General features: G+C 45.5%; 6 protein-coding genes. 3 read left to right on the top strand and 3 right to left on the bottom strand.

Annotation, left to right across the window (positions count from 1 at the left end):
* Window positions 1–4: 4 nt before the first annotated feature.
* The gene (gene rpiA / locus QT973_RS03970; protein WP_333053065.1) at window positions 5–721 is read right to left on the bottom strand and encodes a ribose-5-phosphate isomerase RpiA; all 717 of its coding nucleotides are present in this window, start codon (window positions 719–721) and stop codon (window positions 5–7) included.
* A 409-nt stretch (window positions 722–1,130) separates the two neighbouring features.
* Between rpiA and QT973_RS03965 the strand changes: the two genes are divergently transcribed.
* Window positions 1,131–1,322: a hypothetical protein gene (locus tag QT973_RS03965; RefSeq protein WP_333053151.1), complete on the top strand. Its 192-nt coding sequence runs from the start codon at window positions 1,131–1,133 to the stop codon at window positions 1,320–1,322.
* A 213-nt stretch (window positions 1,323–1,535) separates the two neighbouring features.
* A complete protein-coding gene (locus tag QT973_RS03960) occupies window positions 1,536–4,811 on the top strand; it encodes a tetratricopeptide repeat protein (RefSeq protein ID WP_333390670.1) in 3,276 nt (1,091 codons plus the stop codon).
* A 587-nt stretch (window positions 4,812–5,398) separates the two neighbouring features.
* Here the strand turns inward: QT973_RS03960 and QT973_RS03955 are convergent.
* Entirely contained in the window at window positions 5,399–9,352 is a 3,954-nt protein-coding gene (locus QT973_RS03955) for a PAS domain S-box protein (RefSeq protein ID WP_333390667.1), read from the bottom strand.
* Between the two features lie 637 nt (window positions 9,353–9,989).
* On the opposite strand from QT973_RS03955, the gene QT973_RS03950 reads away from it, so the two are divergent.
* Entirely contained in the window at window positions 9,990–10,577 is a 588-nt protein-coding gene (locus QT973_RS03950) for a cytochrome b (protein ID WP_333053073.1), read from the top strand.
* Here QT973_RS03950 and QT973_RS03945 read toward each other — a convergent pair.
* A partial coding sequence (locus QT973_RS03945) for an alpha-mannosidase (protein ID WP_333390664.1) occupies window positions 10,562–13,300 on the bottom strand: 2,739 nt, incomplete at its 5' end. The genes QT973_RS03950 and QT973_RS03945 overlap by 16 nt on opposite strands.

Genomic DNA, 13,300 nt, shown 5'->3' with positions numbered 1-13,300 from the left:
TTGACTATTTAGAAATCTCCCGTACTACTGGTTTTCCGTCTTGGATTTCCCCGACTAACACCAAATCTGTACAGTCTACAAACAAACCATTTTCTAAGACACCGGGAATATTATTCAAGCTTTTTTCCATTTCTCCGGGGTTGGCAATGTCATCAAATTTGACATCAATTACCATATTACCTTGATCGGTAATTACGGGGCCTGCTTTTTTCACACCCATGCGGAGTTCGGGTTTGCCGCCCATTTTTTCAATGGCGCGCATCACTGGTGTTAATGCCATGGGTATAACTTCGATGGGCACGCGAAAAGTCGAACCCAATTTATCTACGATTTTGGAACTGTCAACTACTACAATAAATTGAGTGGCGAGGTAATCGACTACTTTTTCGCGGGTGTGGGCTGCGCCGCCACCTTTAATTAAGTTGAGGTGGGGATCTACTTCATCAGCGCCGTCAATAGCTACATCTATTCTGTCAATTTCATCTAGTGTTGTCAGCGGTACTCCGTACTGTTTGGCTAACACTTCTGATTGAAAAGATGTCGGCACTCCCTTGATATCTTTGAGTTCACCGGATTTTATGCGATCGCCCAATGCTTGAATAGTATAAGCTGTAGTTGACCCGGTGCCGAGTCCGACAATCATACCAGATTTTACGCGATCGGCGGCTGCAAAGCCGACTTGCTGTTTCATCAATTTTACGGGATCTTGTTCTGTGGTCATGTTCGGTACTCCTTAATAGTTTTAAGATTATACCATTTATTATGGATTTATTTAACCGCAGAGAGCGCAGAGAACGCAGAGAGGAAGAAGATGAAGAGAGGGAACTGGCAAATTATTTCAATTGGGAATTTCTCTCTTTTTTCTCTGCGCCTTCTGCGTCCTCTGCGGTTAAATAAAAAAATCTAGTTCACAAATCGGTGGATAATTGCCACAATGAAAATCTGATTTCTCGATCTCGAAATTCGTCAATCTGTTTCCATAACCAGATTCAACTATTTTAAAGCATGAAAGTACACCAAATATACGACAATGATAACCAGCTTTTTTTTGTCAACTTTACCGCCAGTGCCAGGAAACAGAAGGCGTCGAGTACGTCGGTTCCGTACCGCAACCCGAACTCGTCCGGCAACTGCGTTCAGTGGCGGTTTTAGCTTACTCGAATACCTGTTTGGAAACGTCATCTATTGTCGCGATGGAGGCGATGGCCTGCAGTTGCCGGATTGTGACGAGTGAATTGGCAGCTTTGCCGGAAACAACTGCTGGATTTGCCCGTCTAGTTTCCATGTCAGGGGTGGAAAATTTTGCATTGATAAGTAATTAGAAGCGGGCAGGTAAACCAGATTGGGAGGGATATACAAGGCGGTTTTCAGAGGCCGTAGTCGGAGTTTTAAATGATGGCACGGGTGCGGGCGGCGCCACTGCTGAAAATCATCGGAGACAGCAGGTAGAATATAGAAATCGAGGGTGTACTTGGTCTGTGCGTTCCCGACAGTGGCTAGAATGGCTGAATAGTATTAGTGTAAAACCTGTAAGAGTGGCAGAGCAAATGATCGGGAATTCTTTAGTAGGTTTAGAGGCAGTGAGAGATTATTTTCAAAAGGGGAATTGGCTGAAAGATCGAGGCGATCTCGGTGGCGCAATCGATAACTATCAGAAAGCTTTAGAGTTTAATCCAGGAGATGCAGAAGTTCATAAAAAGTTGGCGGAAGTTTATGTTTTGCAAGGAGAATTTGAAAAGGCGATCGCCTCTTGTAATGTCGCTCTTCAATTTCAACCCACTTTTGCTCCTGCTTACTTGACAATGGGCAATGCTTTGCACAGTCAAAACAAGCTGGAAATGGCCATTGAAGCTTACTTGCAAGCTTTAAAATTTCAGCCGAATTTTGCCGAAGCTAGCGCGAATCTTGGCAGTATGTATTACAAGTTAGGGCAATTGGAACAGGCGGGGAATTATTACCAAAAAGCTCTGGTAATTAATCCTCAATTGTGTTCGGTCAATATGATGCTGGCAAGCGTTTTGCAGCAGCAAGGAAAGTTAGATGCAGCAATTAATTGCTATCAAAAAGTGCTGCAACAGCAACCGGAAGATGCCACCGCTGCTGAGAAATTAGCGAGTTTAATCGCACAAAAAGAGCGGGCAACTACTGACAGCAACTTTATCGAATTAGAAACAGAATTAGGGGAATCGCAAACAGTATCTGTCAACAAAGATGAAGGCTACGGCTTGCAGCCTTCGAGCCTCAATTTGCCGCCAGCACCAACCACTGAGACTTTAAATACTCCGTTTACAAATCCCGCCGAACTTTCCGAACAAGTTACATCGTTAAATGTTCCCGATGCCGGACAAGTTGCCAATTTTCAAGAAGTAGAACCTTACAAAAAACTGGCAGAAAACTTTTTAGTTCAAGGTAAAATTAAAGAGGCGATCGCAGCTTGTCAGCAAGCGATAAAAATTCGACCGGATTTCATCCATGCTTACGTCACTTTAGGCAATGCCTTGCAAGCAGTAGGCAAAACTGAAGCTGCCATTCGTTCATATTCTCAAGCCCTAGAATTGCAGCCAAATTTTGCGGAAGTGCGCGCCAATATTGGCAGTATGTATTTCAAATTGGGGCGTTTGGAAGAAGCGATCGCCCATTATCAGCAAGCCATCGCCCTGAGTCCTGATTTAGCGGGAGCTCACTGGAACTTAGGGAAAGTATATCACCAACACGGCAACATCGAAGCAGCGATCGCCTGTTTTAAAAGAACATCCGAGCTCAACCCGCAGCTAGTCGGTGCAGACTTCCACTTTAACTTAGGTAATCGACTTTTGGGCCAAGGAAAGCGCGAGGAAGCCATCGAAAGCTACGAAAGAGCGATCGCCATTAAACCGGATTGGGCCGAAGCCTACGGTAACATCGGCAGCGCGCGATCGCAACAAGGCAATCTCGACGCCGCCATCGCTTACTATCAGAAAGCTGTAGCTTTAAAGCCGCATTTAGAAGTTCTGCACTTCAATATAGCCAACTCTTTTTTACAGCAAAACAAGTACGAAGAAGCGATTACTAATTATCAAAACACTCTGAAAATCAAGCCCAACTGGCCCGAAGTTCACGCTAACCTCGGCAGTTGTTTTTCCATGCAGGGGCGGCTGGAAGAAGCTTTAGCCAGCTATCAGCAAGCTTTGGCATTAAAACCGAATTGGGCAGAGGTTTACTGTCGCATGGGGCACATTCAAAAACAAGATAAGCCCTTGGAGGCGATCGCCAAATTTGAAAAGGCGATCGAATGCAACCCCAAATACAGCGAAGCCTACCAACAACTGTGCGACTTGCTAAGCCATTCCACCAACCTCGCCGGAGCCCGCAGCGTAGCCGACAAATACTGCGAAAACTGCGGCGATGTCGCCCCAGTCATGTCAGCTACAGCCTACGTCTTTTCCTACCTGCAATCAGGTGTCAGCAAACAGGCAATTCAGAAACTCGAAGAAATCGAAAAACTCTGCTACGAAAAGGTCGAAACTTTTACCACAATCGAACTAAAACTGCTCTACGAAATCTTCCTGTTTGCAGTTTCTCACCTGAGAGACAACCGCGAAAAAAATGCCAATTTCTACAGACTAATTGCCAAAGAATACTACCAAAAAGCCGTTCCTAAGCGCCAGGATATTAACAGAAGCAACCTAGCCAAGTACCAAACAAAAGAACAGCGTCCTTTAAAAATCGGCTTCCTTTCCAAACACTTCCGCCGCCACTCAGTAGGCTGGTGCAGCGAAGCTTTAATTCGCGAATTAAGCCACATCACCCCCCACGTTCACCTTTACGTCACCGGGAAACTCCACCGAGATGAAGTTACGCAGCGGTTTGAAGACATGGCAGGCAAGTTTTACTGGCCTAAAAAATATCCAAACGGCTTTGCTGATGGCGGTGAAATATTCGCCGAAGTAGCGCAAGACAACTTGGATGTTTTGATAGACTTAGACTCGATGACTGTGCCCACAAATGTCGAAGTGCTGTATCAATATCCTGCGGGCATTTGCGTTTCTTGGCTGGGATTTGACGCGCCCTACATTTCAGATAATCACTACTTTCTGTGCGACGAACACACTCACCCCCCTGGTGTTGAAAAAAATTACTTAGAACAGTTAGTAAGATTGCCTGCTTGTTCGGTAGCAATTGGCGCACTGCAAAGCATTCCTGTGAATCGAGATGCCATTAGAAACGCTCTTGGAATTGGCTTAGATCAAATGACTTATCTGTGCGTTTCTCCGGGAAGAAAAACCAATCCAGAAATGGTACGAGCTCAAGTTAAAATCCTTAAGGAAGTACCAGATAGTGTGTTAATCCGCAAAGGTCAAGGCGACCCCGACGTTATTCACAGCACTTACCGCGAAGAATGCGAAATTCAGGGAGTAGATTTTGCTCGGATTAAGTTTATAGGGCAAACCAGAAGTGAAGAAGAACATCGGGCTATTTATTATGTAGCCGACGTGCTTTTAGATTCCTATCCTTACAACGGGGGGACTCACAATTTAGAGGCTTTGTGGGCGAATTTGCCAGTGGTAACTCGATCCGGCGACCAATATCTTTCGCGCATGGGTTACGCTTTTCTGAAAAGTGCAAATGTTGATGTTGGTGCGGCGTGGACTTGGGAAGAATACACGCAGTGGGGAGTTAAGTTTGGTCGCGATGCTGGTTTCAGAAATGCGGTGAAAGAGCATTTAGTAAAATCTAAGCAGCCAGAAAATCTCGCACCGTTGTGGAATCCTAAAAAGTTAGCTGAGGATATGTATAAGGTGTTTCAAAAACTTTTGTCAGTTGACGGTTGACTGTTGACGGTTGACTGTTATCAGTTATTGGTTATTTGTTACTCGCTTGGGGTTGCTAATAACCAATAACCAATAACATTAGTCTGCACCGTCAACCGTCAACTCTCTCTGTGTTCTCAGGGGGCGATCGCCTATCAAGCATTGGAGATGGCTGTGGGCGATCGCATTCGATCGAGTTGACGAGCAAGACTTCTGGAACTGGTACAAATTTTGCTAATCCTCGACATCACCCTACAGCGCCACTGGCACACTCACCTCCTTACCAGCAGGATGATTTCGTGCTACCTTCCTAATGACTTTTTACCAAAAGTAGATTACTATTAAATTGAACGCTCTTTGCTAACCCTCTTGTCAAAACCTTTAGTTTAGACAAAAGGAACATCTAGGATGTAATTTTATGGATTTTGCTGACCCCGTAATTCCTCCACTAATACTTATACTTACTGGTGTAATTTGCCTGGGTGCCAGTTTGATAAAAACACCGTGGTTTGAAATCCACCTTAAAAGTAGCTGGCTTCTTACAGTAATTTCTGTGTGGCTTGTTGTGGTAGGTTTATTTCTCGTCCTTCTTGGCACAACTCTTCTGACTACTCACTAATAGCCACTCGATCGCGCCCGCCAGACTTAGCTCGATACAGTGCCTTATCCGCGGCTTCAATCAACATTTTGGGGGAATTTTGACTTGGCGAAACTGCCGCAACTCCCAAGCTGAGAGTCACAGAATCACTGACAACAGACTTGATGTGGGGAATTGCCAAGGCTTTGACGCGGCTGCGGATTCCCTCCGCAACCGCCTGTGCAGCGACGACATCTGTATTTGGCAAAATTACCGCAAATTCCTCGCCGCCGTACCTAGCAGCCAAATAGAGGCGTTCTGCGGGTGCGTTTGTGCAAGCATCCCCAATCGCCCGCGCCACTTGCTGCAAACAAGCATCCCCGGCTTGGTGGCCGTAATTGTCGTTGTAAAGTTTAAAACAGTCAATGTCGCACAGAATCAAAGATAGCGGTTCCGAAGAGCTCGACTGCTCCCATTCTCGGTTGATCACCTCGTCAAAACGGCGGCGGTTAGCTAGTTGAGTCAGACTGTCCAAATTCGCCAACCCGTCCAACCGCTGGTTGGCCGCCGCTAGCTGCTGGTAAAGTAAAGATTGTTCGATCGCGATCGCAACTTGAGTACCCAACTGACTCAGCAAATCCACATCAAACTGCTGCCACTGGCGGGGTGCCGAACAGTGGTGGGCAATCAGCAAACCCCACAACTTCGGCACTTGACAAGAACTGTTACCTTCCCTAGGTTCTATGCCCTGCTGGACAATCGGCACTACCAAATTTGCCTTCACCTGACAAGTCTCCAAAAAATTAAGATGACACTCGCTCAAATTAGAAGCATGAATATCCTCTATGGCGCGAATGCGACCCTTTAAATACTGTCCGATGTAAGTATTGGCAAAACAGCAATCGTCAATTCCCATCCCCTTGAGTGGCATCCATCCTTCTGCAACCGACTCCACCACCACATCTCCGTTCCAGTCGGGTCGGAAGCGGAAAACCAGCACGCGATCGGTTGCCAAAAACTCCCGCACTTCCGCTACTGTAGTGTTGAGAATATCTTGGAGATCCAGAGAAGAACGAATGCGCGATTGAATCTGCCCGATCAGGCGTTCCCGTTCTATTTGTTGCCGCAGCGCGACTTGGGCTTGCTTACTTTGAGTAATGTCCCGACCTTCCGGCAGCAACAATACTATTTTGCCAGTTTCATCCGCGACCGGTTTGAGAGAAAAATCAACAGTTGCCGTCCGATTTACACCTTGAACTTCCACTTCATAGCGGACAAATTCACCTTTTGCCGATCGAGAAATCGCCTCTTGCAACTGTTCCTGAACTTTCTCAGAATCTCCCCACCAAGGCAACAGCCAAAACGGTTTATTTGCCACATCCCGTAGCTTAATTCCCGCAAAATCCAGAGAAGTTTGGTTAGCTTCCAGCAGAGTGCCGTCCGGTTTCAACAAGCTCACAAATTGGAAAGAAGAATCAAAAATTGCCCGAAAGCGTCTTTGAGAATCTCCCAACATTGCCGTCACCTTTTCGCGAGAGGTAATATCCCGGAAGCGCCACACCCTGCCAATAATATTTTGTCCGACTCGAATTGGCTGCGTATAGCGCTCAAAAGAGCGGCCGTCTTTAAACTCTAGAATATCGCAACCTTCCGACTCCGCATCGCTATAAAATTCTTTAACTCTCTGCAAAAAAGCCCTCGGATCTTTCACTTGCTTCGTGAGAAATGCCAGTCGCAGCGTTCTATCCATTGAGTTTCTAACTTCTTCATAAATTCCCCACATTTGAACTAACTTTTCGTTATAACTAATCATTTCTCCGGCGGTAGTAACGGCGAGAATGCCGTCTGCCGTTGCTTCTAAGGTAGCGTGCAGCAGAGAGCGCGATCGCTCTAATTCTGCTGCGAGCAATTTGCGTTCCGTGAGGTCTCGGACTGCTTTCACCTGGACTAAACGACCTTCCCAAAATACGAATTTACTGCGAACATCAGCAGGAAAAGCAGTTCCATCTCGCTTGAGAAAAATAGTTTCACAGACTGTATTGCTGGCTGCAGAAATCATTTGCGACGCCTGTTTGTATGATTTCGGCGACAGTAGTTCCAGCAAGCTCATTCCCACCATTTCCGCAGGTTCGTAACCGAAAAGTTGGGCAAAATTGCTGCTGACGCTCAAAATTGTGTCGCGGTCAGCCACGGCAACTGCTTCAAAATAAGCTTCGCATTCAAGCAAGCGTGCTGCTGACTGGCTGCTGCCATTTTCCCCAGAGGAATAGCTGTTGTTAATTAACTGTTGCAATTGCGTATTTGCCGAGTACAAAGCGGTCATGGCTTGCCTGTACATAGCAGTACGTTTTTCTACTTTTTGTGCGAGGCGATCGCGATATTCTCGCAGTTCTTTTTCGACTCTAATTAAATCAGTAATATCTACGGCAAACACGATGACGCCAGCGACTTTACCGGTTTCATCGCGGTAAGGTATTTTATCTGTCCGCACCCAGCATTTTTGACCAGAGGCTGTTGGCAGTAGTTCGACTTGCCCCTGTTTGGGAACGCCGGAATTGATTACTTCCAAATCTTCTAAATAATATTGCTCTGCTTCGTCTGGATAGATTTCATAAAAAGATTTACCTTCTAATTGATCTGCGGGCAAACCTCTCGATGCAGCCGCGGCTTGATTAATTCGCAGCAGGCGACTTTCGGTATCTTTGAGCCAAATCATCGCCGGCACGGAATCAAAAATTATTTGCTGTTCTTGTTGCTGCAGGCGTAGTTCGGCTTCGGCTTGCTTTCTTTTAATTATTTCTTTTTGCAGTTTGTGGTTAGCTTTTTTGAGTTCAGCCGTGCGTCTTTCTACTCTTTCTTCTAGTTGATCGTAGTATTGGCTTAGCAAGTTTTGCTGTTGTTCGTGCCGCATTGCTTCTAATTTTAACTTTTCGCTAGCTGACAAACTTGAGGATACAAAATCTGCTAATATTTGGGTAAATTCGTGTTCTTCTTCCGTCCAATCACCGTCCGAACCCTGGCGTTCGGCGCTGACTATTCCCAAGCTTTTACCTGCTAGCACAATCGGTACGTTCAACAAGGAAGTCGCGCCCCGATCGAGCAAATAAAGACCGACAAGTTCTCGCGTTCTGGGGTCATTTTCTGCAGCCACAGTTGCGATCGCACTTGCCGATTTTAAAGCTTGAAAATATGCCGGACAGTCGGCTGCTGTGATGATTATTTGTACGGAATGGAGTTTAGTATTTTGTTCGTAAAGGTCAATGCAGTGAAGCTGCGTTTTGTCTTCGCCATACAGCCAAATACTGGCTCGATCGCAGTTGACAATACTGACAGCGGTTTCTGTTACTTCGCGGATGAAGTCTTCTATATTGTGGCGTTCTTTTAGTTGACTTTTGGCTAATTTTGCGATCGCCAAAGTTGGACTGCGCCAATTTCCTCTCTGGTTGGGCGGCATGGGTGACTGCGAAGCGGCCTTAATTTCTTCGCAAACTAACAGTACAGCCGGCCGTTGGAAATTGGCAATTGAACGACCATGAGTATTTTCCTCTATTTTCCAATCAACCGTCGGCATTGGGCGCGCGGTTGCTTTTACCCTAATAATCTTGCCGTCTTTGCAAGTCAAGCAGCCTTCCCAACAGGCAATTTTTGGAGTTGACGTACCGTTTTCCGGCTGGGCCAATCCAGCAAATTCTGCCTGCATTTTGCCTTGTTCTTGGCAGTAAAATATGTTAAAAATTGAATGACAAATTAATTCCTGCGATTTGTAGGCGAGGCGAGACGCGCCGAATTGATTGAGCGAAAAAACTCTTCCCAAAGCATCTAGAACGAAGTAAATGCCCGGAAAATTCTCGTAGAGAGTTCCATACCAATCTTGTTCGACTTGTTGGCTGCACGCAAGTTTTGCTGTCGCGAACTCGCCCTCTGTGTCGAGCAAGTGAGAATAGTTGGTTTCGGGGTTGCTTGAATTACTTTTTTTAGCAAACACTTTTAGCTTAACTCGACTGTAATTAATTTTACTTTCTGGAATTTAACTTTTTTGTGAAACTAAATTAAACCTGTTGTTTGAAAAAAGTTACAAGTTGTAACAAAAATACCACTTGTCCAGCACCCTGATTTTCGCTTCCCAATGCAACCACTGTGTTTGTTTGTAGTTAGTAGACCGTCTGCCGACGATATTTCCCGCTAGTTGCAATGCCAGCAGGTTTAGCTGCAATTACCCGGTCTGTACTTTTAGCATCCTAGACAATAAAAAAATCGGCAATCACTGATTTTAAGTATATACGATAACACTCAAATACCTAGATTCGGACTGACCTACTTCGGATTCGGTTTGGGATATTTGCCGGGGCTGCGGATGAACCGGGCGGCGGTTGCAATTATCGAGTCAGATGAGTGCTGTGGCTTTTGGGGATACTCGACCTGAAAACTGCTTGGGAGGCGATCGACCCCAGTACGATGTTTTGTATTGGGAATGACGAGGGTGAATCTAATTAATTAGACTGTTTAATAAATATTTATAATACTTAAGTTAAGTAAATCTTATAATGCACAATCGGCCACCGACTTTAGTCCTATAGTTTATACTTAATCTTGTCCAGCAAACGCTAAGGAGGCAAGGAACAGTGACTACCCAACCCGCTGCGAAACCCAGACTTAATTCTGCGTTCAAACAACTGATGTCCTTACACTGGGTGATGTCAGCTTGCTATTTAGTGCTGTTTATTGGCGGTATGTTTATGGCTCGATTGCCGAGAGGCTTGTTTATTCGAGGCCCCCTTTATGATTTTCACAAATCCGTAGCGGTGCTGACAATGGCTTTACTGACTTGGCGGATTTTAACTCTGTTGCGGGTATGGTGGAAAAAATATACAAAACGCCTGCCAAAGTTTACGAATGAATGGTACAAAAATTTTGCTTTGCACGCAACTTTGTACGTTTTTATGTGGCTAGTTCCGGTTACAGGCTTCTTTTTTTCTAACTCTTTCAAAAGTAACAATGTGAAATTTTTCGGCATTGTTTTACCCGATGTGTTTCCGCAGAATTCCGCAATGGTTGATTTGGGAAGGAGTTTGCATTTTTGGCTGGCGTACACATTTTTAGCGTTCGTAATTTTGCATATTTTAGATCAGAAGAAAGTTGTGAGAGCTAATTGGCGCAGGTTGACAAATTTTGTTAACAGTAAGTTCCCAAAGTCTCAAAAGGTTGGATAAATGTCCGATGGGGTACTATTCTCCATTGGCAATGATAAATTTACTGCAAAACTGGCTATTTTCCACGGCGATATTGTGAAACTTGTCCCATCGTCTGAATTCTGAGGCAAATTTATGGGTTGTTCTAATAAATCGACAGGCTGACTAATCGCCAAACCCAAATCGCTCTTTAATTCCAACTTTGCCTCTTCACCGTGACACTCGTAACACCGCAAAATCCACACATTAGAATCATCTTCCGATTGTTTGAATGCCATCAGCACTAAATTTTCGGCGGACAAATCCAAGAAATTGCCAACTGCGGGCAGAGTCTTGTGGTCATTTTTCTCTAACTTGGGCAACACCTTTACTAGCAGTGGTAAATTCAACTCGTAGCCCTGTCGAACTGTGTCGGCTTCTTGCCAATTTCCAGCATGGGGATAAACTGCACAAGTAAATTCCGAAACTCCTAAATCTGCTTGTTCATCCGGCCAAGTCGAACCCCGAAGCAAAGTCAGCCGAATTCGATTCGGTTGAAGGTCGCAACCGTATTTGCAATCATTGAGCAAACTCACTCCAAAACCGTCATTGCTGATATCAGTCCAGCGCAAAATCGGCACTTCCCATTTGGCTTTTGCGGCGGGTGTTTGCGGCTTGGTTGTGCGTGCGATCGCACCGCCGGGAATTTCGCAACTTGCAAAATCTGCTTCTACATTTAACCCAAAGGCTGCTTTTACTAAAACGTGAGTTTCTTGCCAATCTGCCACTGTCTTGATTTTCAGCAGCGGCGAACCTATTTCTACTATATAATCTTGGCAAAACTCCGACTTGCCAATTTGTCGGACTACGCGCAAACTCTGCCGTAATTCCCCCTCCTCTACCCAACAAATATCTTTGAGTATCGGCGCGGGTAATTGATGTTTTTCATAATTTGGGTCAATGTTCCAAGCATCCCAATATTGGCCGCTGTCTTGAAATGCTTGCAGTTGATTGCCACCGGCTGCATTCAGGACTTCTCGGTTATTTACTTTATCCCAAATGCTGGATAAATCCCCAGTTTTGCCGTCTATTGTTGCCCGAATAAATTCATTTTCTAGAACCATTTCTGCGGCTGCAAAATGCGTTTCTTGACAAGCTGTGTTTTTTTGTGCTATACCGTGTGTAAGTTTTGATAAATCTGTCTTTTTTTCGGTTTCTGGACTCGCGGACGCATGATCCACAGTTTGAGCGTCTTCGCGACACAGCCAAAACACCTGGTAGCCAACGGCGGGGATATTATTTGCCCAAAATAACAGTGTAGAGTGCGATTGCGGTCGATCGCCCCTGACAATCTGCGAAGCCAATCGCCGTCGGGAAAAATCGTAAATTTGCCAAGCGGAATCAGCGGAATCGGGAAGCGGTACGGCGACAACCTCAGAGCGCGGCCAATTGAGAGTATTGAAAATCAAAATCGGTTGAGCGTCAGGCTGCGGAGGGGAAGGGAGAGAAATTTGAGCCGAGATGGCATCCAAAGATTGTAGCAGGATTTCGCGACAAGTGCGATCGACCTCAGCAAAAGCTAGATTAGCATCCGCGTAGACTGGGGCGATCGCAGAACCGGGCAAAATATCATGAAACTGGTTAAACAAAATTTGTTTCCAAACTGATTCTAACTCAGATTTCGGATAAACCGCACCAGTACAAATCGTTGCCAGCGAAGACAGCAACTCCGCTTGGTAGAGCAATTCTTCGCAGCGGCGGTTTTGTCGTTTTTGGTCGGCGCGAGTCGTGTAGCAACCCCGGTGGAATTCTAAATAAAGTTCATCTTTCCAAACGGGAAGAGTTTTGAGTTGTGAGATGGGAGGATTTGCATCCTTGATTGGCGACAAGTTTGACAATTCTCGCGCCCGCAAATTTTCCTGATTGTCCGATTCTGGAACATCACTTTCCTGCGAACTTTCCCCAACTTCCGGCAAAAACTGACTCTCAATCAAAGACAAATAATCAACCGCTGTCGCAAACTCCAACCTTGGGAAAAAAGGCGACATTTTCCAGCGTTTCGCCACCTCCAACATATCACGAGTCGGGCCACCGCCGTGGTCGCCAACTCCAGGCAACCAAAGAGCATCTTGCAAATTAGTTTTAGCTTGCCAGTCAAAAGCATAACTTGCCATTTTCACAGATTCTATGCCTTCACCAATGGGAGGAGACATCATACTAAATATTTTAGTACCGTCCAACCCTTCCCACCAAAACACACCGTAGGGAAATTCCGTTGTATCATTCCACCGCAACTTTTGCGTCACAAAATAATCAACTCCACCTTGCCGCAAAATCTGAGGTAATTGCCACCCAAAACCGAAAGTATCAGGTAGCCAAGCCACCCGCATCAATTCCCCAAAATTTTCTTTTGCATAACGCTGTCCGTAAAAAACTTGCCGCACCATTGACTCAGCAGAAATCAAGTTTAAATCCGGCTCTACCCACATCCCCCCGACAACTTCCCAGCAACCCGCCGCCACCTGTTTTTTAATCGCAGCAAATAAGTCCGGCCGATGTTCTTCTATCCAAGCATAAAGTGCCGGAGTTGAATGGCAGAATATCAAATCGGGAAACTCCGATTGCAATTTCAATACCGACTCAAAAGTTCGCTGTGCCGCTTCCCAAGTTTCCGGGACAGGCCACAGCCAAGCCAAGTCTAAATGAGCGTGACCAACCAAATAGATTGTACCTGTATATATAGATGTCAGCTCACCGCTTTCTCC

It is taken from the genome of Microcoleus sp. Z1_A1, assembly GCF_036700305.1.
Lineage (GTDB): Bacteria > Cyanobacteriota > Cyanobacteriia > Cyanobacteriales > Microcoleaceae > Microcoleus.
The sequence above is the reverse complement of the archived record's forward strand: the minus strand, read 5'-3'. Positions and strand labels throughout refer to the sequence as shown.

What these genes read in the sequence shown, in the direction of transcription:
- rpiA (WP_333053065.1), bottom strand. Translation starts at nt 721, where the DNA reads ATGACCACAGAACAAGATCCCGTAAAATTGATGAAACAGCAAGTCGGC.